Genomic DNA, 23,086 nt, shown 5'->3' with positions numbered 1-23,086 from the left:
GGCATTTAAAAGAATCACAATGCTGTATTCCTTTTTCCATTCAAATTTGGTGTCCATATTATCCTTTGACATTGCTTTGTTTTTTTACCTCACTCTTTCCTATGGAAAGCATATTCGCAAAGAGTTTATATGCTCCAGAAACCCCAACAGGTAGTTCCCTGAAAAAGCTTAGTCCCGTGTAAATATAGTGACCTTCTCCATAAGGTGCTACAATAAGGCTTCCTTGTTTTTCCGATTCGCCTTCATCTTTCATGGAAAGAATAGGGGTGAACTCGGAACTCCACTGACTTGGAAAATAAAGTCCGCGTTCCTGTACCCAGCCATCAAAATCCTTTTCCGAAATGGTATTTGGGAAATTGACCAAGGGGTGTTCTGGCGCTAAAATATCCACTTTGGCATTTTCGTCGGTTACCCTATCCCTAGAAAGCGTAACATCGTAAGGTGCGATGTTTTCAAATTGACTGGCCCATCGTCCGGCCGTGTTGTACTGAACGATCATGGTGCCTCCATTTTGTACATAGTCGAACAAAACGGGCTGTTTAAACTTAAGGGCTTCCACCACATTGTAGGCGCGTATGCCCACTACTACGGCATCATACTTATCCAAATCCCCGTTCTGGATGTCGTTTGGGTCGACCAAATGGACTTGGTAACCAATCTGTTCCAAGCTCTCGGGTACCTTGTCCCCAGCTCCCATGATGTAGGCGATATGTTCTCCGGATTTTTTGATATCCATGCGGACCACTTTGGCCTCAGAAGGAAGCAGAACGGACTGTTTTGGAATATGATCATAATTGATCTCTATTAACTCCCTATCATAAACCTTGTTGGCGACCGTAACTTTTGGGGCAATTTTACCCTCACTTTCGGTATCTGGTGGAGTAACCTGAAAAGCAACGGAAATTTCCTCTCCTTTTTGAGCAATGGAAAACGGGATGCTACTCGGTGTAACCACCCAGCCCGAAGGATGACTCAAGCTAACGCTACCTGAAACATCATTTTTTCCAGCTCTAATCTTTACCTGTACTTCTTTGGAATCGGCATCAGCGAAAATCAATACTTTTTCATCAATTTTGGAAGTCACCTCCGGTAAAATGGCAAAAGGCTCGTACAATTCCCCTTTGTCCGGACGAGAGTAGCGGTGTACTACTTCTTTTTCAAAGGGAATTTCAACCCCCGCGACCAGCACTTTAAAAACAGCTTTAAATGCACTTGGGGTTTCGGGCTGGCCAATCAAATTTTGGTCGTTCACCGTGTAAGTGCCCAAAGTGCCAGGCTCCTTGAGCCAGTAAGGACTGGTGTATGTGGTGCTTTCGGGTACGGTAAAATTGATTTCAAAATTCTCCCGCTGATTGTCGTTCAACGTCTTGTTGGGAGTCAATTGAGCATCAACCCCGATCATTTGGATTTCTTTGAGTACAACGCTTGGGGAAGATCGGTTAATGGTTTCGATGTTGACCGTTACTTTGCTGCCAGGTGTGGCAGAAGCACTTGCCGAGCTGGCTTCCAGATATAATCCTGAAGCGGCCAATATGATATTTTTGAGCTCCTGTGACTTTAAGGTTCTCCAATGCTCGTCTTTTACTTGTTGCAATAGCTGATAGGCCTCTACCAACTGTGGAATATGCTTTGATGGATTTTGGAAGTCAAAATTGGCCTCTACCTCATACAAAATGTTGCCTACGGCTTCACCGCCTTCCACACGGGACCATGTTGTGTTGATACCCTCGAATACATTGTTGTTCTTGGGCATATCTCCCTTAAGAAGTTCAATATACTCATTGTCCGAACCTCTATCGGTCAGCCGGCCAAATCCTTGGCACAGGTGCTGGCTACGGGACATTGCGGCGATTTCGTTATTGGAGAGCCCTAGTTCGGCGTAGTAGGTGCCCACGTCCAGTTTGACCATACCTGATTTGTCCACTTTTTCAAAGGCTTCTTGACTGCCGTATTGCCACCACGAGGTGTTGTAGAAAATACGTCTTGGCTGCCACGGGGAGGTCAAATCCAACTGCTCGGTATATGCGTTAGGGTCATTGGCCAAATCAAATGCTTCCATGCTCAATATCGCGGAGGAGGTATGATGACCGTGAGTGGAGCCAGGGGTTCTATGGTCAAAACGGTTGATGATCACATCGGGCTTGATATTCCGAATGGCCCAAACCACATCGGCCAAAACCATATCCTTGTCCCAAATTTTAAGGGTTTCGTTCGGATGTTTGGAAAAACCAAAATCGTTGGCTCGGGAAAAACGCTGCTCCCCACCATCAATATGTCTCGCTGCCAGAAGTTCTTGAGTACGCAATACGCCCAAAAGTTCACTGAGTTCGGGGCCAATAAGGTTTTGCCCACCATCCCCTCGGGTCAGGGATATATACACCGTCCGGGCTTTATCATGGTTGGCCAAATAAGAGATAAGGCTTGTGTTTTCGTCATCTGGGTGGGCCGCAACGTAGAGCGCGGTCCCCAAAAAATTCAGTTTTTGGATTTCGTGGAAAAGTTCTGCCGAAGTTAGCTTATCCGGTTTTTGGGCAAAAAGGTTCGTAAAACACATCACGCCCATGGAAAGGATAATCCAAAAATGCTTCATAGTTGGTTGTTTAGTGGTTGCTTCAAATATAGACAGTAAACCATTAGTTAGGGGTCAATTTAGAGGAGTTTTAACATAGCCGTGACGCGGTGTTACAAACCTAAACTGTCCCGCAAGATCAAATCGTTGTTCCCATTTTGCTGCCAATAGGCCGTTTTGAGGGTCTTTATTTTCGATGCCGTACTTGTCAATGTTTTTGCGTTGGCCCCGAAACCACTCTTGAATTCTTCCGTCCAACCTTCAATGGAAAATGGGAATTCGGACGTAAAATGTATCATCAAATTTCGTTCCAATTCGGGATAGGAAATAGAATAGGTGGTGATGCCATCTTTTGAGGCTATTTCAGCCGTGGCTTGGTACGCTTTGATTTCCTGATGTCTTAATCTAAGAAACTCCAAGGAGGGAATCATAGTGATATCCCCAACGGGCAAGTTTTCAGGGGCAATCCGGATTTTGGTCCAAATTTCATTCTCGAGGGCTGCTTTGTCCATGGTAAAATTTTGGTCTGCCTCCCCTTCAAAATAAGAATGGGACATAAATTCAAATTCTTCCCGATTATTCAGTTGGGAATACACATGACCGCACCATTCCTGCACCGATAAACTTGTTTTTAGGGCATGTTGATTGTCATAAACAGGATAAAAAGTACTGCTCATGATGGAGTAGGGGTAGATACCGGTTAAAAAGTTTTTGGTCGCGTTCAATTTGAGGACCGATACATTATCTGGATTGCTGTTATTTGCCTTTACTTGTTCTTTGGCCAAAAAAGGTTCGGTAACATAGATCATGACTGCATTGCCATCGCGCAGCTCTCCATATCTGGCCTGTTTCAATTGGTACGAAGTGATTTCTGCCTCGCCTGCATACCAATACTCTTTAAAGTTGTCGGAAATAGGGCGTTTGGGAGCTTCTGGCTCCATCTCTTTTTTTGAAGGCAATTCAGCCGATGTTTCCGTGTTGTTTTCTTGTTTACATCCAAAAACAAGTACCAATAGTAAGGATAGAAACGTAGTGGTGAAGGTCGGGAGGACAGATTTCATAAACGCATTTTTTTCGAAGTTACTAGTAAAGTCGGTTTCTTTCAAGATACTTAACTTTTTCTAATTTATGGCAGCTTCCCTTTAAATGCGCGGTAATGGTACAATGAGCGAGAAAGTAGCAGGTTCCTTGAACTTACCCTTTCTAATCAATCATGGGCTACAGTTGCATGAGGGTTGCATAGACCAAATCGGTGGGCAAGCCTACCACATTGGTGTACGATCCTTGGATTTCCGTAATGCCAATCATCCCTATCCATTCTTGGATGCCGTAGGCGCCCGCTTTATCAAAAGGTTGGCAGGTCTCAATGTAATAGTTGATTTCATCATTGGAGAACTCCTTCAACTTCACTTTGGTGATGCCGCTCACCGTTTGCTGTTGCTTTTTTGTAGTAAAACAAACCGAGGTAATCACCTCATGCCAGTCTCCAGATAAGGTTCGCAACATTTCAAAAGCCTCCGCTTGGTCGGCGGCTTTGGCAAGGGATGTGTTATTGTGCCACACCACGGTATCCGAGGTGATGACGATTTCGTCGGGTTTCAATTCATCCAAAAAAGGGGAGGCCTTGAGTTGGGCCAAATATTCCGAAATCTCCTGACCTTGCAATTCGGTGGGATAGACTTCTTCCACCGATTTGGGCCTGACCTCAAAATCAAGTCCCAATTCTTCCAAAAACATTTTCCGTCTTGGAGAACCGGAACCGAGTATGATCTTTTTGTCCTTGAGTTTTTCTTTGAGTGGATTATTAGTCATTCTTCGCACTGAAATTATCGTTCCAGTCCCCACGTACTTTCAGTACCTGTTCAATGATGTCGCGAACACAGCCTTCGCCACCATTCTTGTGGGAAACATAGTCGGAAATGGCTTTGACTTCCGGAACGGCATTTTGTGGTGAAGTGGCCAAGGCCACCATTTTCATTGGAGGAATATCCGGAAGGTCATCACCCATGTACACTACCGAAGCGGGGTCGATTCCGTGAATGTCCAGATATTCTTCCAGCGCTTCCTGTTTAAAATGTGCACCCATATAAAAATCGGTCACGCCCAATCCTTTCAAGCGCTCTTTTACTCCTTGGTTGGTTCCGCCTGTGATAATGCAGACATTGTAGCCCTTGGATATAGCGGTTTTTAAGGCAAAACCGTCCTTTACGCTCATTTTTCTAAGCAATTCACCTTCGGTGGTAATCAAAACGGTTCCATCGGTAAACACCCCGTCCACATCAAAAACAAAAGTGGTAATGCTGCTCAACAGTTCTTTATAATTCTTCTTCATGCCTCTTTTTTATGGCTTGACTCAATAATTTATATAGTGTTATATGTTCCTCATCGTTCAACAGTTCCAAATGCGCTTCCATACTTTCGGAATCATTTCGGCGTGCGGGACCGGTTTGTGCCTTCTTTGGGGTTAGTTGCTGAACTTTTTCCGCCGTTTCCAAAATCAAGGGTTTCAACAGGTCAAAAGTCAGCCCCTCATTCAAACAAATCGATTCACCAATACCGTATAGGTAATTGGTAAAATTGTTTACAAAAACGGCTGCAAGATGCAATTTTTTTCGCTGTTCCGAGTCGATATGGTGCACGTTTTCCGAAATGGAACGGGCCAAGTTCCTTAATAGTTCCAATGATTGCTTGGATTCGGCCTCAATGCAGATAGGAATGGATTGGAACGAGACAGGTTTACCTTTGGTAAAGGTCTGTAAAGGATAGAAAACACCTTTGTTGTCCGTTTGAAGGACCTCAAGTCCGATAGCTCCTGAGGTGTGGGCGACCACTCCCTTTTTAGGTAATAAGTGGCTAGAGACCTCGGCAATCGCATCATCTTTTACAGCTATCAAATAAACATCGGCATCAGCGATGGTTCCAAAATCATTGGAAACGCTGCACTGTTCTGAAAATTGGGACAAGGCCTCCTTGTTTCTTCCCACCACTTGGGCCACATGGATATCTTCAGCCTTCAAAAAAGCATCAAACAAGTGTTTTGCAAGGTTTCCCGTTCCTAAAATCACGATAGAAAGCATGCGCAAAACTACAAATTAAAGACTGATGAAGAATCCAAAGAATTAACAATTCTATTAGATTTTTATGCCCATCGTAAACAAAAAAGTTATCAAAAGGCCGTATTTTTGCAAGCCAAAAGTAGATTGAATTTCCATGATCGATATTCTTAAGAAAACGCTTTTTTCCACTAGACTTATGGCTGTTCTTTTTCTGGTTTTTGCCGCGGCAATGGCCATAGGAACATTTGTGGAAAGCTGGTACAGTACTGAAACCGCAAGAATTTACATTTACAATGCCACTTGGTTCGAGGTTATCATGGTCTTTTTTGTGATCAACTTTTTGGGAAATATTTACAGATATCGATTGTTGGATTGGAAAAAATGGCCCGTCTTAGTACTCCACCTTTCTTGGATTTTGATCATTGTTGGTGCGTTTGTCACCCGATATATCAGTTATGAAGGGATGATGCCCATTAGGGAGGGAGCTACCGAGAATGTTTTTTATTCTGACAAGACCTATTTGACCGCTTACGTGGATGGGGATATCAACGGAGAAACAAAGAGAAGAGTCTTGGAGGACGATATTTTGGTTACTCCCGAAGGCAAACGTTCCAGCTTGCCTTGGAAGTCCGACTTCAACGGTCAACCTTTCACCATAAGCTATGTGGATTTCATCAGAGGAGCCAAAAAAGGGTTGATTCCCGATGAAAATGGGACCGAGTTTTTACAAATTGTAGAAGCGGGCAACGGACAGCGGCATGAACACTATTTAGAGAATGGTAAAATTGCCAGTGTACACAATATTCTTTTTGCGCTGAACAATGAAACGGAAGGCGCCATCAATATTTTTTATGATGAAGAAAATGGGTATCGCATCAAAACTCCATTTGAAGGAAACTTTATGCGGATGGCGGACCAGTTTCAGGGTGATGTGGTTACCGATAGCATTCAACCGCTACAATTACGTTCGCTATACAACATGGGCGGAATGCAGTTTGTGGTTCCTGAACCCATCGTAAAGGGGAAATATGGTATTGTAAAAGTCCCGGATGAAGAGATTACAAAGGTCACCCAAGATGCGCTCGTGGTTTCCATTTCAGCCAATGGGGAGACCAAGGAGGTTAAACTCTTGGGAAGCAAGGGAACTTCCAATTTTTCGGATAAGTTCAATGTAGGTGGTTTGGACTTTACGTTGAGCTACGGTTCCAAAGTCTATCAATTGCCATTTTCTGTTGAGTTGAACGACTTTATTGCAGAAAAATATCCCGGTACGGAAGCAGGTTACGCTTCCTTTATGAGCAAGGTCACTGTTCACGACGAAAGACCTTTTGATTATGACATTTATATGAACCACGTACTCGACCACGAAGGCTATCGGTTTTTTCAGTCGAGTTTTGACCCTGATGAGCGGGGTACGGTACTCTCTGTAAACCATGACTGGTGGGGAACTTGGATAACCTATATAGGCTATTTCTTACTTTATATCGGCTTGATGGGCATTATGTTTTTTGGAAAGACGCGTTTTAAGGATTTACAAGAGCGATTGGAAAAGCTAAAAGCCAAAAAAGCGGCATTGACTACCTTGACCTTGTTGCTTGCCTTTGGTTTTGCACAGGCACAAGAAGACGATGGTCATGAGCACAGCTCCATGCCCACTCAGGCCCAGATTGATTCGGTGATTCAAGCGACCACGGTGGCCAAGGAACATGCCGAAAAGTTTGGAGCTTTGGTGGTTCAGGATGAGGGCGGACGGATGAAGCCCATCAATACCTTCGCATCGGAACTATTGCGAAAATTGAGTGGAGATGATTCGTACAAAGACCTTTCTGCCAATCAGGTTTTCCTTTCCATGATGTTGAACCCTGGGGTTTGGTACACCGCCGATATTATTGCGTTGGGCAAAAAGGAAAATGATAGCATCCGAAAAGTAATTGGGGTGCCCGAAGGAACCGAGTTTGTAAAAGCCACCGATTTTTTCGATGCCAAAGGGTCTTACAAGCTTCGTCCCTATCTGGAAAAGGCCACCTCTACGAATAATCCATCCAACTTTGAAAAGGATTTCAAGAAAGTAGGGGAGCGTTTGAGCTTGCTCGATATGGCCCTGAGCGGGCAAATTGTGAAAATATTCCCTTTGTTGAACGACGAGAACAACAAATGGATTTCGGCAGTGGAATATCGTTCTGGACAATACCAACTTCAGGATTCGCTCTATTCCAATTTTGTTAGGAATGCGATGCCGTACTATCTCAACTCGTTGCAACAGTCGATTGCTAGTGGGGATTATTCCCAACCCGACCGTTTGCTGGAAGCGTTCAAGCAAAACCAAAAAAATCATGGGGAAGAGGTATTGCCCTCCGAAAACAAGATAAAAACGGAAATCATTTACAATAAACTTGACCTTTTCAACCGTTTGTACAAGTACTACGCCTTGGTTGGGGTGTTATTGTTCTTTGTATTGATTGCCAAAATTTTTAAGGAGCGCAAATTTTTGGACGCCACAGCCTATTTGTTGAAAGGAACCATAATCCTGTTCTTTGTTTGGCATACCATCGGATTGATTTTACGTTGGTACATCTCTGGTCATGCCCCTTGGAGTGATGCCTACGAAAGTATCCTTTATGTTTCTTGGGCTACCATGGGCATTGGTTTGGCTTTGGGGCGAAAAAGTGAGCTTACCATCGCATCGAGTGCGTTTGTAACATCTATGTTATTGTGGATAGCCCACCAAAGCTGGGTAGATCCGGCCATCGCCAATTTACAACCGGTATTGAATAGCTATTGGCTGATGATTCACGTAGCGGTCATTGTAGGTAGCTATGGGCCATTGACGGTAGGTATGATTTTGGGAGTGGTTGCGCTATTGTTGATTGTCCTGACCACCGAGAAGAATAAAAAGCGCATGGATATCAATATCAAGGAGCTTACTGTCATCAACGAATTGGCACTCACCGCCGGACTGGTCATGCTCACCATCGGTAATTTCTTGGGCGGACAATGGGCCAACGAGAGCTGGGGACGCTATTGGGGATGGGATCCCAAAGAAACTTGGGCCTTGATTTCGATTATGGTCTATGCTTTTGTGTTGCACATGCGCTTGGTACCCGGACTACGGGGTACTTGGGCCTATAATTTTGCCAGTATCGTGGCCTTTGCCAGTATTATGATGACCTATTTTGGGGTGAATTTCTACTTGGTAGGGTTGCATAGTTACGCAAGCGGTGACCAAGTAATAACCCCAAGCTTTGTGTGGTACACGGTACTCGGGGTATTCATTCTGGGCGGTATCAGTTTCTGGCGCTACAAAGTACACTACGCCAAAAAATAGCCTATTGTTCCATCAAAAGCTTCATAATTTCTTCTGCGGCAACCTTGCCTTTTTCCTTTAGGAAAGGTCTGGATGTATTGTCCCCTAGTTCAAATACAATGGCGGGCATTCCATGGTTTACGTAGAAATATTTGCTTGATACCATGGTAGGGTCCAACTCATCCGAAGGACTGATGTTGGTTTTCTTTTGTGGTAAACGTTCACTGATGTTTGCTATCCAATCAAAGATGATTTTTCCTTCTGCACCTGTCACCGTTGTGTCAATCGGGTAGTAGATATCATCCCAAGTAGAATGAAAATCGGCCCCGAAAACAAAATCATAGGTTTTGTCTTTCTCCACCAGAAAGTCGCGAACATTTCTCGTTTCAGGCTGGTTGAAGTTTTGCCAATCCCTGTTTAGGTCAATACCACCCATATTATGTCTCCAGTGGCCGTTATCGACTCCATCTGGATTCATGAGCGGAACCACGAAAACCGTGTGCTCCTTCCGGAATGTTTGGGCAAGTTCAGAATCGCCAGCAATGGTTTCGATAAACGATTTCATCGCCAAAAAACCGGTGACTTCAGGTGGATGCTGTCGGGAAATGATCATTAATGCCTTTTGCGTTTCCGAATTTTCGTTGATTTCCATGAGGTGCATCGTTCGTTTCTCTTTGGAAAGACCGATAGGGTAATTCTCAACAAACGCTTTTTGACTTAACGAGTCTACCCATTCCTGTACCACAGCAGAGGTATATAGTTCCTGGGCGCTCACCCAAGTTGGGGATTCGTTGATATTGAGCGTAATTTCGGCAGACTCGGGAGCTGCCTGTATCCCAAATTCACCTTCACCCGGGTTGATAGCCTTGAACCGTGTGCTATCCAGTGGAGTAAAATTCCTTCCATCCGTACTTATTTTTGGGTAATATCGGCTTCTTGAATCCTGATAGTTTAATTGAACGGTTATTTCACGCGGCTCCTTGGACCAAACCTGAAAAGCATACCACGGACTTACGTTGATGGGTGTATTTTCAGCCGTCACCCAAATGGTGTAGTGATCATTGCCATCGTAGGCTACGCCATTTAATCGGGCACCATCAAATTGGTTGGAAAAATACACGGTACTGTCATTAAAAGCCCAAACACCTCTCCATTGTTTTTGAACTGGTTTGTCCACCGTGGGCACCACGGGACTTTTGCCTTGTCCTTGGTAACCTGTTTTTTCTTCGGTATCAGCAGTTGAGGTATTTTTTTTACAGGAGCATATCAATGTTGTAGAAGCTAGTATTCCGATAAGGATTGAACGTTTAATGTGCATGGTCTTCAATAGTTTTGGTTGGTTCTGCTACGAAAATAATGACTTGAAATTCAGCAAAACGAAAAAATTATAGAAAATGTAACCGTTTTTTTTTGCATCTTTGCCCCATCATGAAGTTATAAGAATTATGTACGCGATAGATGTCACCGTTGGCCTAGGGCCAATCCAGTAGCCGAAACTCCTTCGGTGAACCTGACATTTACTTTCTTTTTTCACACATAATTCTTAGATAATGACACATCATCATACACATTCATTTAAAAAATTCATCTACTATTTCTGGATAGCGATTTCAGGCAAGGAAACCGAATTTACCTCTGGAAGCATCCGTAAGGCCATCTTTATGCTTTCTATTCCCATGATCTTGGAAATGCTCATGGAATCCATTTTTGCATTGGTGGATATTGCCTATGTATCCAAAGTAAGCGTCAATGCGGTGGCTACGATAGGGCTTACAGAGTCGGTCATCACTTTGGTGTATGCATTGGCCATAGGGCTCAGTATGGCCGCAACCGCTGTTGTGGCCCGTAGAATCGGAGAAAAAGATGTGCAAGGCGCACGGATTGCGGCGGTACAAGCCATCAGTTTGGGCGTTTTGATTTCTGTATTGATAGGTATAATCGGAATCATATATGCCAAGGATATTTTGGCCTTGATGGGCGGTGAACCTGAATTGATTGCCGAGGGCTACGGTTATACCCAATGGTTGATTGGTGGCAACATCACTATTACACTTTTGTTTTTGATCAATGCCATTTTTCGTGGTTCGGGGAATGCCTCCATTGCCATGTGGGCATTGGTACTTTCCAACGGACTCAACATTATCTTGGACCCCATGTTCATCTTTGGTTTTGGACCTATTCCCGAAATTGGCGTAAAAGGTGCAGCAATTGCCACCAACATTGGCAGGGGAACCGCGGTGCTTTTTCAATTGGGCATTTTGTTCTTTGGTTGGGGCAAAATAAAGTTACTGGCCAAGGATTTGGTTCTGAACTTTAAGGTCATGCTGAATCTTATCAAGGTATCCTTAGGAGGCATTGCCCAGTTTTTGATAGGTACTTCCAGCTGGATTTTTTTGATGCGCATTATGTCGGAGTTCGGTAGCGAAGTATTGGCAGGATACACCATTGCCATTCGGGTAATGATGTTCACCTTGATGCCTTCTTGGGGTATGAGCAATGCCGCAGCGACCTTGGTAGGGCAAAACTTGGGTGCCAAACAGCCCGAACGTGCCGAGCGTTCCGTTTGGAAAACAGGGAAATACAATGCCATTTTTATGGGAACGGTATCTTTGGGCTACCTAATTTTTGCCAAAACCATCATTTCTTGGTTCAACGCTACCCCAGAGGTGGTAAAGAGTGGCGCGCTTTGCTTGCAGATAATTGCCCTTGGTTACATTTTTTACGCTTACGGCATGGTGGTCACACAAGCCTTCAATGGGGCAGGGGATACCAGAACACCTACCAAGATCAATTTGATCTCATTTTGGTTCTTCCAATTGCCATTGGCCTATGTTTCCGCTTTGGTTTTGGGATGGGGTGCCATTGGTGTTTTCTTGGCCATTACCTTGGCCGAAGTATTATTGGCGGTATTGGCCATGGTATGGTTCAAAAAAGGAAAATGGAAGCAAGTCCAAGTATGATGGGTTTCGTATCTTTGATACAATCCATTTGAAAACCTTAATTTAGAGGACATGGACATAAATTTTCAAAATAAAAAGATTGAATTGATCCAATGGCTTTCCACTTTGGATGATGAATCCACAATTGAAAAAATAATCAAGCTTAGGGACAGTGAAAGGGCCGATTGGTGGGAAGGGCTTTCTCAAAAAGAAAAGGATTCCATTTCAAAGGGAATAAAAGATGCAGATTCTGGCAATACCCAACCACATTCCAGTGTGAAGAAAATATATGGCAAGTGGTTATAAAATTTTATGGACACAAAACGCCATTTTGGAACTGGAAGGTATCATTGCCTATTTGGAGGAACATTGGACAGAGAGGGAGTTAAAAAACTTTTCTCGTGAATTGGACCATGTTATGGAGTTGATTTCTAAGAATCCCGAATTGTTCCAAGCATCCAGCGCAAAAAAGGATGTAAGAAGAGCCGTAATTGGCAGATATACGAACTTGTACTATCGAATGGGCTCAAACACCGTAGAGATTCTTTCATTATTTTCCAACAGGCAAAACCCAAGCAAACTCAAACTATAACTAAAAAGACTGGCTCAACATGAACAACGATAAAAAAGGAGTGAACACCATATGTACCCATGTCGGGGAATTGGAGGACAAAGAATTCAAAGGGGCAGTATCCCCCTTGTATATGAGCACCTCTTACCAATTTGAGGATGTGGATGTGAAACGGTACCCCAGATATTACAACACGCCCAACCAAGAAGCACTGTGCCAAAAATTGGCAGCATTGGAGCATACCGAAGCCGCTTTGATTTTTGGCAGCGGCATGGCGGCAATCAGCACGGCCTTAATGACTTTTTTACAGCAGGGTGACCATGTGGTATTGCAACAGACCATTTATGGGGGTACTTACCATTTTGCGGTAAGTCAGTTGGAGCGCTTTGGAATCGAGTATTCTTTCACCGAAGGTTGGGAGGTATCCGATTTTGAACGAGAAATCAAACCCAATACCAAGGTGTTGTACCTAGAAACGCCCTCCAATCCCTTATTGACCATTACAGATATCAAGGGCGTAGCCGATTTGGCCAAAAAGAAAGGAATCCTGTCCATGATCGACAATACATTTGCCAGTCCCATTAATCAAACCCCAGCTGATTTTGGTATTGATGTGGTGGTGCACAGTGCAACCAAATATATGGGCGGACATTCGGATATTACGGCAGGTGTGGTAGCGGCATCAAAAGAACATATGGATATGGTGTGGCAAACAGGCATCTGTTTTGGAGGTAGCTTGAGCGAATACACCGTTTGGTTGTTGGAGCGCAGTTTGAAAACCATGGCCATTCGGGTGAAGGCACAAAATGAAAATGCGATGAAAATGGCCACCTATTTGAGTCAAAGTAAAGATGTGGACAATGTGTATTATCCAGGACTTAAAAATCATCCCGGACATGAGTTGGCCAAATCGCAAATGACAGGTTTTGGTGGAATGCTTTCGTTTGAGTTGAATCCAGAAATTGATGCATCGCTCTTCTTCAAGGAGTTGAAGCTAATCAAGCCATCTATGAGTTTGGCCGGGATAGAGAGTACAATGCTTTCACCAACGCAAACCTCACATTCCCTTATGAGTCCAGAAGATAGGGCCAAACAAGGAATAAAGGATTCATTGATTCGCTTTTCTTTAGGAATAGAGGAAATAGAAGATTTGATTGCTGATATAGAACAGGCCATTACCAAAGTAAAATCCATGACCGTTACGGCATAACACCTATGAAATTAGATATTTTAGTATTTGGAGCGCATCCCGATGATGCCGAATTGGGGGCTGGTGCCACCATTGCAAAGGAAGTTTCCAAAGGAAAAAGAGTAGGCATCGTTGATTTGACCCGCGGGGAATTGGGCACACGGGGCTCGGCCGAAATTAGGGACCAAGAAGCGGCCAAGGCAGCCGAAATCTTGGGCGTTGCCGTTCGGGAAAACATGGAATTTGCCGATGGTTTCTTTGTGAACGATAAGGAACACCAATTGGAACTCATCAAAATCATTCGAAAATATAGGCCGGACATTGTGATATGCAATGCGGTGGAGGACCGTCATATTGATCATGCCAAAGGAAGCAAACTCGTGAGCGACTCCTGTTTTTTGAGCGGACTCAGAAAAATTGATACCAAAATGGATGGGGACGACCAATGGCAGGACGCCTGGAGACCCAAAGTGGTGTATCACTTTATACAGTGGAAAAACCTTGATCCCGATTTTGTGGTCGATGTCACGGGTTTTATCGATAAGAAAACGGAAGCCATCATGGCGTATGCTTCGCAGTTTTATGATCCCAATAGTAAAGAGCCTGAAACTCCCATCAGCAGTAAAAACTTTACGGATAGCGTGAATTACCGCGCACGGGATTTAGGTCGTATGATCGGGGTGGAATATGCCGAAGGCTTTACCGTAGAGCGCTTTGTGGGTGTTGACAGCCTTTACGACTTGATCTAGGAAGCTTTTTGGTAGCGGTTGACCGCTTTGGGCACGGTAAAGTAAAAGGTAGTCCCTTTGCGTGGAACACTGTCCACCCAAATTTCACCATTGTTTTTAAGCACCATTTCCTTGCACAACGAAAGTCCCAGGCCGGTGCCTTTCTCATTATTGGTACCGTAAGTGGTGATGTTGGAAGAGTCCTTGAAAATGGAACGTTGCATTTCCGCTGTCATTCCAATACCCGTGTCACGAATGGATACCTGCCACATACCAGCCTTTTCCACGGCAGTTATGGTAATCAATCCGTTTTCGGGGGTGAACTTGATGGCGTTGCTCAAAATATTTCGGACAACAATATCCATTTGATGGCTATCGGCCCAAATCCTTGGATTTTCAGGTAGTTGGTTGATAATCTTAATGGACTTGCTGTTGGCAATCTCCGATAATAATTGAATATTGGTGTTCACCAAATTTGAAAGGGAAACCCGTTTAGGTTTGGTCACCACTCCGTTGAGTTGGTTCATACCCCAAGACAACAAGTTGTTCAGCGTAAAAGAGATATTATCCACATCGGTTTTTAGCTTTGGGATAAAGGATACGAATTCCTTGGTGCTTATTTCACCATCCGTAAATAGCTTTAGCATGCTTTGTAGCCCACCGATTGGGCCCCGAAGGTCGTGGCCGATGATGGAGAACAGCTTGGTATTGGTCTTATTGATTTCATGCAGTTGCGCTTCCCGTTGGGTTACGGCAGTGGACTTTTCCTTGAGTTCCCTGTTCAGTTTTCTTTGGATGTTCTCACTTCTGCGGATCACAAAGGTGATGATGCTGAGAATCATAAGGATGATAACCGAAAAATAGATGTAGTTCCTTTGTTTGGCCAAGGCTGTCTCATTGGCCTCGATAAGTTCCTGTTTTTCCTGTTCGTATTGCAATTTGGTCTCCAAAAGGGAAAGACTTTGTTTGTTCTTATCCTTGAACAGGGAATCGGACAATGTTTTAAAACTTTCCAGATAGGCCAATGCCTCAGGAGTATTGCCATTTTTCTTGTGAACCTTGTACAAAGTTTCAGAACAATCTATTTTTCCTTGCAAGGATTTGATTTTATCGGACAATGCAAGGCCTTTTTGGGCATAAGCCAAAGCAAGACTGTCCTGCTCCAAACCAAAATATACTTTGGCCATCCCGTTCATCAATTGAATCTTGATCCGGTCATCTTCAATCTGATGTTTGAACAACATATTGCTCTGATCGTACCAGTATAGCGCCCACTTGTATTTTTCTTGATCAAGATAAATATCGCCTTTTACTTCGTAGGCATAGGCCAACCAATCATATACTTTATGCTTTTCAAAAGTGCTGATGCTCCTGTTTATATTGAACATGGCATTTTTGTAATCCTTCGCATCCTTGTATAGGGACGCCATGTTGCTTTGTGTTTCCGCGTCAATTACCTCATCGCCCAATCGCCTGTTTATTTTTTGAACAGTGTCATAGAACATCAGGGCATTTTTAAAATCTTTTTGGTCCGCATACAATCCCGCAATATTCTCGTTCAATACGGACAGCATCGGTTGGTTGTCAATCTCTCTTGCCAAATCTATGCCCTTCAGGTTGAGGTTTAATGCCTCGGCATAATTGCCCTCAAAACTATAGTTTTGGGCCATGGCATTTATAATGGAAAGTTCGGAGGGAATGTCCTTGGCTTCTGTTGCCAATCTAAGGGCTTCTTGGAACAAGGGCATGGATTTTTCTCGCTCCCCTTTGTTGTAATAGTAATTACCGAGTGCGTCCAACCCCTTTACTTTACCGTAGGTGTAATCTATTTTTTCGCTATACTCCAAAGCTCTCTTTCCTATGGAATAAAGGCTATCCATTTCCAAATAGCGGTACGAAAAGGCAAGTTCCACCAATAGTTTGATATGTGTGGTGTCCTTAGGGTTAAAACGGTTGGTGGACTCCAAGCGCTGAAGACGGTAGGCCAAGCTATCCCTTTCGTTGGAGGATTGTGCCAGAACCGGTAGCGATACGGCGAGCATGAAGGCGCAAAGTAAAATGCGCAACATGGTCGTGGCATGCTTTGGTATGAAGTTTTTTTCTGACAACACCAAGTTGAAAATATTTGCTGTAAAACTAATTTTAAAACGACACGATGGGAATTAAATGTTGTGAAATGCCCAAAAATGTGTGTTTGGTCTTAAAAACGTGCATTTTATCGATAAATTATACGGTTTGGCGTTTGAACGCAGGGTAACAGAAAATCAATTGGTTGGTGAAGCCCTTGAATGGGGCGGGAATAATAAATTGTTGGAATTTGAAAAATATTTTGGTCGAATCATTACAAAAAAGTATTTTTGCATCCGCTTTAAATGGTGGTTGTAGCTCAGTTGGTTAGAGCGCTGGATTGTGGTTCCAGAGGTCGCCGGTTCGAACCCGGTCTTCCACCCTTGAGTATAAAAAAATCCCGTACCTGAATTGGTTCGGGATTTTTGTTTTTAGGACGAACTTGAGAAAATTTTTTTATTCGTTATTCCATTTGTTGAATAAAAATGGAAGCTTGTAAAAAACTTTTCCCATTGCGCAGATTCTTTTCCTTTTCAAATGCCATATGGGAAATCCCCCCAAAATTCGCCTTGGTCTCCAAAGCATGGGCCACTTTTAAGATGTTGCTAAAACCTCCTTCCAATATAAACTGATAGGTGCTTGTGGTGGTTTCTCCTTCGCGGATGACATGTGGTGCGCTAAAGTCGATGACCTTCACCGAATGTTCGCTGCCTTGCTCGTTCAGGAAACGCAGCAATTCATGCTGCATATTGGTGGATTTCAAATTCAGGCCGGCAAATTGGGTGTCCAACTGCTGCTCCTGCTTTTTTAAGTTGACCAGTTTTTGGGGCAGGTCCTTCGTCTGTTCCCTGATCTTGCTGTCATCCACATATTGGGTGCGCAGGGCCAAGGTCTTTTTGATGGCCAGCTGATAGCATACCACCAAGGCAAGGACAAATCCACCTATGAATAATTTATTTCGTTTGTCCAATCGCATCACAATATAGTTTTAGACTGAAATTATCCACAGTGCCTGAGGTGTATTCGTAGCGTTCGATTTCCACCTCGCGTACCCATGCCATGGACTCCAATTGGGCCGTCCACCCAGAGAATTCCATCTTATTGTTGGTCTGCCCAGAGATGATGATCTGGTCCGCACCGAGACTAATGGGTTTGTCCGGTTGAATGGGCCGCGTCAGGGGCTGATAGGTCAATACTTCCAAAAGAATGCTTTCTGGCAGGCCCGCAGCAATCTGGTCCAAATAGTAGGTAGCCCTTGAGTTGGATGATCCCATCAGCACGTGTAATTTTTTTTCCTTGACCTCGACCCGTTCCTTGACCTGCTTCAACAAGGTGGCCTGTTGGGCTGGATCTATAGACCCATCCGCATCCAAGGTCTTGGAACGGTACTGGGAGAACAACATAAAGTTCACCAATAACAAGGCCAATAGGCACCCAAGTCCCCATTGAAGCCCGATTTGGAACAATCGTTTGTTGATGGCAAGATGTTCCAGTTCTTGATTGAACCCGGTCAGGTTCGATGCTGGTTCCAAGCCCTGTATGTGGCCCAATAGGTGCGAAAATGACAACAGGTGTACTGCAGGCAACTCCAATCCATTAAGCTCAACAGTATGTTCGGGTTCCCATATTGCTGGTGATACATTCCAAGAACCGTCATCCGTAGAAGCGATCCGGAAATTGGAGCCCTGTATCGGGGGTTCCAAAAAATCCATGCAAGGCAAAAGCACGGCGACACCTAGGGATAGCCCAGCGGGGACCCATCCATGTTCTTTGAGTTCGGCCAAGTGTTCCTCCACGACCGACCGTTTTGCAATAGAGACCACGGGCAGCTTGTCCCGATCCATGATCTGAAAATAAAATTGTTCCAGGTCGAGGTTCGGAAAGACCGTTTTGACCCATTGTTCCATTGATTTGGGCCGGTCTCCCCCTAAGGGTTTGTTGAGCACCCGTGTTGTGTTGAGCTCTACCCACAAGGACTTTTTGGGGTCGATATGGGAAGTCAAATCCGTTAGGGTATCCGTTGTGAAGCTTTGGATCAGTTCCAATTCCCCCTTGCTGCGTTTGAGCTTCAAAAAGGCATAATGGACAAGCCCATCGACCTCAAAGATTTCCAAGCCTTGGTAGCTATGTCCACTTATATTCAGTCTGCCCAACATCATCAATAGATTACCGTAGGTTTGATCAGAATCGTCAATTTTTGCTTGGTGTCCTCACGCCTTCTTTGGCTAAAGAGCCATTTGATCACCGGAACCCGTGCCAAAAAAGGAACGCCGCTACCGGAATCGTCCTTTACTTTTTCTTCCAGACCCCCTAAAATCGCCAGGTCTTGGTTTTGCATACGGATGATGGAACTAAACTCCCTGGAGGTCAATCCCGGAGGCGCATCCTCTTCGATCCGGTCACCACTGAAATCGGACTGGATGACATTGATGTTCAAGGTGACCTGCCCATCCCCGGAGACCAGTGGCTTGATGCTCACCCCTAGTTCGGCATCGATAGGGGCGTAATTTCGGATTTCCGAGGTGGTAGGTACCTGGGAACCGAAAAAGTTCTGATTGGTCACCACATAATAGGTGGTCTCCCCAATGGATAGGTTGGCCCTGTGACCATTCAGCGTCGAAAGTTTGGGTGTGGACCGAATCTTGATGTTGCCGTTTTCTTCCAAAGCCTTGATCGTGGCAAAGAACTCCGGGACCACTTTTCCGATGTTGAAGGAACCAAAACCGTCAAAGCCCCCAATGACCTTGTTTACGGTCTTTGCCCCAAGGTTGAGCTCCGTGTTGGGGAACAGATTGCCGCGCGTCTCCGTGGGTTTATCCCCGATGCCCCAACTGATGCCAGTTTCCACAAGGGAAGATTTGCGTACCTCAATGATCATCACTTCGATCAAGACCACAGGAACCGGTTTGTCAATCTCTTCGATAAAGCGTTTAAAACGTTCGATATTGGCCGAGGGCCCACTGACCAAAAAACTGTTCAGTTCAAAATCCACCTTGATGTCCAGTTCCGATTTGATCTCATCGGGAACGATATTTACCAAGGCCTCCGCCGTATCCTGATAGTTACCAAAACCACTGGAACCGTTGGTGCTGATGTTCCTTGTGTTGTTAAAATTGTTCTGTCCCCCGGATAGTCCCTGATTTTGGCCATTGCCAAAATAATTGATGCTGCCGCTACTGGTACGACCAGCCGTGCGATAGCCCCCGGAATAGGAGGTAGGGTCGCCCAACAGTTCCACCGATCGGTGCATCATTTGAACAACCTCCACTTCACGGACACTGAGCTGGTCTGCCGTCCCAAAGAAATAGATATCGTTTTCTTTTTTAAAGGTAAATCGGGTAAGGTCGGAAGCATTGGTGGCGTTGGGTTCATTGATTTGGTTTCGGGTACGGGTCCGCCCATTGGTAACCGGTCCTTCCTCCACTACATTGTTCCCGAGCTGTCGACTCTCAAAGATATGGGTCAATAGGTCGTCGAAGGAGATGTGCTTGGCATGAAAGGTGACGCTGCCGGCCTCTTCCAAAGGGGTTGCCGTGTATACGTCCAAGCGAAGGTCCTGGGCCAAAGCCCCCACAATATCGGAGATGGGCGTAGCATTGAAATCCACATTGAGGATCATGTTGAGCGTGTCCAAGACCTCATAACGAACACCCCGGCCAAAAGTGGCGCTTCCCCGTTCGGTTTGCGCTTCCTGGGCACTGAACAGGTAAAAACCATCCCTTGATTTAGAATGTGAGAGTCCATTGAGTGCGGCCAGTTTCTCCATGGCGGCATCAAAGGGAACCTGTTTTAGAAAGACGTTCAAGGGCCTATTTTTAAGATTGTTGGCATAGAGCAGATTATGGCCGGAGAGCTCCATAATCCTTCGAAAAACCTGTCCCAAGGGAATATCTGCGATATCAAGGGAAATCAGTTTGGTGCTTGGGTCAATATCAATGCCAAAGGCATTTGCCTCGGGCTCGGGGAGCGGAGCTACGTATTTTTTGATGGAGAGGATACTGCCCGTAAAATCAATGGTGAGCCCGTATTCCTTACAGAGAAAGACCAAGAGTTCCGATATGGTCACATTGGAAAAGTTGTTGACAATGGAAATATTGGCAATATCATTGGAAACACTCAGGTTCAGGTTGTGTACCTTGGAGACCGCGATCAGAAAATTGGGCAGGGTCACATTGGTCACATTGATGTCCAGTTTCAGGGTCTCGTTATAGGCCGGATAGTCCGCGGCCAAGAGCTCCAATTGGTTCTGTATCCGTTGGATGCGTTCCCCATCATATTGCGGAAAGGCCCATTGGACCATGGATAGGAACAGGATGAGTATAATATATTTTTTCATAGATCAGTGGCTTAATAGGGCATAGACTTCTTCGACGGAAGTGATTCCTTGGCGGACCAGGGCTAGGGCATTGTCCCGCAAACTGGGAATATGGTGCTCGTCCATATAGGCATCGATTTCTAAAACATTTTCTTTGATGGCGTTCTCCAGATTTTTTTGGACAGGGAGTATCTCATAAAGGGCTTTACGGCCATGGTAACCCGTATGATGGCATTCGTTACAGCCCACCGCAATCGAGTGGTGCTCCAAATCCTTGGGAATGGCAAAACCCATGGGAAATGTTTTTGGGTCAACCGTAGTTTGTTGTTTGCAATGGGTACAAAGCTTGCGGACCAAACGCTGCGCCACGCTCATGTTCAGGGTACTGGCGATCAAGAAAGGGGGAATCCCCATATCGATCAAGCGGGATATGGTGGCCCAAGCGGAATTGGTATGGATGGTGGAGAGCACCAAATGCCCCGTAAGGGCAGCTCTGATGGCCATGTTAGCCGTTTTGACGTCCCTAATCTCGCCCACCATGATGATATCAGGGTCTTGGCGCAAGAAGGTACGTAAGGCACTGGAAAAATCCAGTCCGATGTTTTCCTTCAATTGAACTTGGTTGATCCCTTCCAAGGTATATTCAATGGGGTCCTCGATGGTCAGGATATTGGTCGCCCCATCGTTGAGCCGTTTAAGGGTGGCATACAGGGTCGTGGTCTTTCCCGAACCCGTAGGTCCGGAGATCAAGACGATGCCGTTGGGTTTTTTGATGCCTTCTTGGTACCGCTGCAGTTCGGTGGCGGTCATGCCCAAGGATGCAAGATCGATCTTACTGGTGTCCCGGCTGAGTATCCGCAGCACCAATTTTTCACCGTGCAGGGTGGGCAGGGAGGAGACCCGGATATCGAACTCCTCGCCATGGGAACTGACCGTGATTCGCCCATCCTGGGGCAAGCGTTTTTCAGAGATGTCCAGATTGGCCCTGATCTTGATTTTATTGACCATGGTAGGGTAATCCAATAGGGGGATACTGTAATATTCCAATAGCTTTCCGTCCAAACGAAGGCGTACCCGGCTTTTGTGTTCGTAGGGCTCAAAATGGATGTCACTGCTCCCGATGGACTTGGCCTCGAGCAATATCTTTTCCAAAAAATCGGTGGTATATCCCATTTGGGAAACCTGTCGGTCCGCACGCTGTCTATAGTTGGTCGTCAGGTATTGTTGCATTTCCTCGGAACCGCAAGATTCCAGCACTACTGGGGTATCCAATACAATGTTGAGTTCCGATAAGAGGGCATCAAGGGCCTCGTTATCGGTTTTCAAGACCAGTCCATTATCGTTTTGTGATACAGGCACGATTCGATAGTAAAACGCTTGGTCCGCGGAGATGCGCTGTTGCAGTTCTGTGGGTATTTTATAGGAGACTTGTGACATTCAGTAAGTGTATAAGGATGGGGTGCCGGGCATCCATGATAAAAGAATCATGGCGATAAGGAATACGCCCATAAGACCGGCCAAGGGAACGGTCTGGGATTGTAATACCAGCTTCATCAGCATAAAGGCTAGTAGAGAAAAAAGCAGTGACCCGACCAGTAGGAATACAAAGGTCATCGTGGGAAATCCCAATGCGAACACATAGAGCAACAACAGATCGCCCAGGCCAAAGCTTACGTTCAAAAAGGGTTTTCTAAAGATGAACCTAGTGAAGGCCCAAAGTAGGCCCACCATAACGGTCACCAATGCAAGGTTCAAAAGGGTGGCATAAAAAAAGACGGTAAGGCCCACTTGAAGTCCAAAGGTAAGACCTAAGGAGATTCCCAATAAGGGAAACAATAGCCATGACACCTCACGATCCCTCATATCCTGATAGGCCATGATACCAAGGCCCACAGCGGAAAGTAGCTGCAATACCATCATCAATCCTGGACCAGTTGTTTGGGATTACCGTTTTCGTCGATTTCCCAGACATTGAGGACACCATCACCGTCAAAATCCGTGATGGCCTCGGCCCGGGCGGTAAAGGTGGCATTGTCCGCTGAAAGGATTTCATAGCGGTAATTGGCGGTGCCGTTTTCCTGTACCGTGCGCGGGGGAACAAAATCCAGTTCGTTCATCTCTAAAGTATACTTACTGTACATGTACCGATAGGTGGTCTGGGCATTGTACAGTGCCTTGAGCTGGGTCTGTGCCTCAATGCTTTTGGCCTTGGAGATCAAGGGCATCAGATTGGGCAGTGCCAAGAGGAGCAAAATGCCGATAATGGCAAGGACAATCAGGGTTTCCTGTAGGTTAAGCGCAGTAACCTTTCGTTTCCATAAATTCATAATTGTAGGTCATAGTTGAAT

General features: G+C 45.1%; 19 protein-coding genes and 1 tRNA gene. 7 read left to right on the top strand and 13 right to left on the bottom strand.

What is annotated here, in order from left to right:
• Positions 1-58: 58 nt before the first annotated feature.
• The 5 genes from RBB12_RS13590 to RBB12_RS13570 all read right to left on the bottom strand — a co-directional run bounded on the left by RBB12_RS13590 (position 59) and on the right by RBB12_RS13570 (position 5,646).
• Positions 59-2,590, bottom strand: a complete 2,532-nt coding sequence (locus RBB12_RS13590) for a PIG-L family deacetylase (protein WP_306013915.1) — start codon at positions 2,588-2,590, stop codon at positions 59-61.
• A gap of 92 nt (positions 2,591-2,682) precedes the next feature.
• Positions 2,683-3,630 carry a septum formation inhibitor Maf gene (locus tag RBB12_RS13585; protein WP_306013916.1) on the bottom strand — a complete coding sequence of 316 codons (948 nt, stop codon included), beginning with the start codon at positions 3,628-3,630 and terminating at the stop codon, positions 2,683-2,685.
• Between the two features lie 157 nt (positions 3,631-3,787).
• A complete protein-coding gene (locus RBB12_RS13580) occupies positions 3,788-4,381 on the bottom strand; it encodes a Maf family nucleotide pyrophosphatase (RefSeq protein WP_306013917.1) in 594 nt (197 codons plus the stop codon).
• Complete coding sequence (locus RBB12_RS13575; RefSeq protein WP_179385633.1) at positions 4,374-4,901, bottom strand: HAD family hydrolase; 528 nt, start codon at positions 4,899-4,901, stop codon at positions 4,374-4,376. Before RBB12_RS13575 ends, RBB12_RS13580 begins: the two co-directional genes overlap by 8 nt.
• Entirely contained in the window at positions 4,885-5,646 is a 762-nt protein-coding gene (locus tag RBB12_RS13570; RefSeq protein ID WP_306013918.1) for a Rossmann-like and DUF2520 domain-containing protein, read from the bottom strand. Before RBB12_RS13570 ends, RBB12_RS13575 begins: the two co-directional genes overlap by 17 nt.
• A gap of 133 nt (positions 5,647-5,779) precedes the next feature.
• On the opposite strand from RBB12_RS13570, the gene ccsA reads away from it, so the two are divergent.
• Positions 5,780-8,950, top strand: coding sequence for a cytochrome c biogenesis protein CcsA (ccsA, locus tag RBB12_RS13565; protein WP_306013920.1), 3,171 nt, complete (start codon positions 5,780-5,782; stop codon positions 8,948-8,950).
• A gap of 1 nt (position 8,951) precedes the next feature.
• On the opposite strand, the gene RBB12_RS13560 is transcribed toward ccsA, so the two are convergent.
• Complete coding sequence (locus tag RBB12_RS13560; RefSeq protein WP_306013921.1) at positions 8,952-10,247, bottom strand: M14 family metallopeptidase; 1,296 nt, start codon at positions 10,245-10,247, stop codon at positions 8,952-8,954.
• Between the two features lie 232 nt (positions 10,248-10,479).
• On the opposite strand from RBB12_RS13560, the gene RBB12_RS13555 reads away from it, so the two are divergent.
• Genes RBB12_RS13555 through bshB1 form a run of 5 tightly spaced genes read left to right on the top strand, consistent with a single transcriptional unit; the run spans position 10,480 to position 14,377 of the window.
• Positions 10,480-11,889 carry an MATE family efflux transporter gene (locus tag RBB12_RS13555; protein ID WP_306013922.1) on the top strand — a complete coding sequence of 470 codons (1,410 nt, stop codon included), beginning with the start codon at positions 10,480-10,482 and terminating at the stop codon, positions 11,887-11,889.
• A gap of 51 nt (positions 11,890-11,940) precedes the next feature.
• Entirely contained in the window at positions 11,941-12,174 is a 234-nt protein-coding gene (locus RBB12_RS13550) for a hypothetical protein (RefSeq protein ID WP_293283733.1), read from the top strand.
• Positions 12,158-12,460 (top strand): type II toxin-antitoxin system RelE/ParE family toxin, encoded by a 303-nt coding sequence (locus tag RBB12_RS13545; protein WP_293283731.1) that lies wholly within the window; start codon positions 12,158-12,160, stop codon positions 12,458-12,460. Before RBB12_RS13550 ends, RBB12_RS13545 begins: the two co-directional genes overlap by 17 nt.
• Positions 12,461-12,479: 19 nt before the next feature.
• The gene (locus RBB12_RS13540) at positions 12,480-13,649 is read left to right on the top strand and encodes a PLP-dependent aspartate aminotransferase family protein (RefSeq protein WP_306013923.1); all 1,170 of its coding nucleotides are present in this window, start codon (positions 12,480-12,482) and stop codon (positions 13,647-13,649) included.
• A 5-nt stretch (positions 13,650-13,654) separates the two neighbouring features.
• A complete protein-coding gene (bshB1, locus tag RBB12_RS13535) occupies positions 13,655-14,377 on the top strand; it encodes a bacillithiol biosynthesis deacetylase BshB1 (protein ID WP_306013924.1) in 723 nt (240 codons plus the stop codon).
• Here bshB1 and RBB12_RS13530 read toward each other — a convergent pair.
• A complete protein-coding gene (locus RBB12_RS13530; protein WP_306013925.1) occupies positions 14,374-16,467 on the bottom strand; it encodes an ATP-binding protein in 2,094 nt (697 codons plus the stop codon). The two genes, bshB1 and RBB12_RS13530, sit on opposite strands and share 4 nt — an antisense overlap.
• A 263-nt stretch (positions 16,468-16,730) precedes the next feature.
• Between RBB12_RS13530 and RBB12_RS13525 the strand changes: the two genes are divergently transcribed.
• Positions 16,731-16,806 (top strand) — tRNA-His (locus RBB12_RS13525).
• Between the two features lie 80 nt (positions 16,807-16,886).
• Here the strand turns inward: RBB12_RS13525 and RBB12_RS13520 are convergent.
• The 6 genes from RBB12_RS13520 to RBB12_RS13495 are packed head-to-tail and all read right to left on the bottom strand — an operon-like array spanning position 16,887 to position 23,065.
• Entirely contained in the window at positions 16,887-17,399 is a 513-nt protein-coding gene (locus RBB12_RS13520; RefSeq protein ID WP_306013927.1) for a hypothetical protein, read from the bottom strand.
• Complete coding sequence (locus RBB12_RS13515) at positions 17,377-18,579, bottom strand: hypothetical protein (RefSeq protein ID WP_306013929.1); 1,203 nt, start codon at positions 18,577-18,579, stop codon at positions 17,377-17,379. The genes RBB12_RS13520 and RBB12_RS13515 overlap by 23 nt, the downstream gene beginning before the upstream one ends.
• 2 nt (positions 18,580-18,581) lie before the next feature.
• Positions 18,582-20,759: a type II secretion system protein GspD gene (locus RBB12_RS13510; protein ID WP_306013930.1), complete on the bottom strand. Its 2,178-nt coding sequence runs from the start codon at positions 20,757-20,759 to the stop codon at positions 18,582-18,584.
• 3 nt (positions 20,760-20,762) lie between these two features.
• Positions 20,763-22,175 (bottom strand): GspE/PulE family protein, encoded by a 1,413-nt coding sequence (locus tag RBB12_RS13505; protein WP_306013932.1) that lies wholly within the window; start codon positions 22,173-22,175, stop codon positions 20,763-20,765.
• The gene (locus tag RBB12_RS13500) at positions 22,176-22,658 is read right to left on the bottom strand and encodes a hypothetical protein (protein ID WP_306013934.1); all 483 of its coding nucleotides are present in this window, start codon (positions 22,656-22,658) and stop codon (positions 22,176-22,178) included.
• Positions 22,658-23,065, bottom strand: a complete 408-nt coding sequence (locus RBB12_RS13495; protein ID WP_306013936.1) for a hypothetical protein — start codon at positions 23,063-23,065, stop codon at positions 22,658-22,660. Before RBB12_RS13495 ends, RBB12_RS13500 begins: the two co-directional genes overlap by 1 nt.
• Positions 23,066-23,086 lie beyond the last annotated feature (21 nt).

The sequence above is a fragment of the Allomuricauda sp. MMSF_3307 genome (assembly GCF_030733585.1).
In the GTDB taxonomy this organism is placed as follows: domain Bacteria; phylum Bacteroidota; class Bacteroidia; order Flavobacteriales; family Flavobacteriaceae; genus Flagellimonas.
Note: the sequence above shows the minus strand (reverse complement) of the source record. Positions and strands in the feature narration are given on the sequence as shown.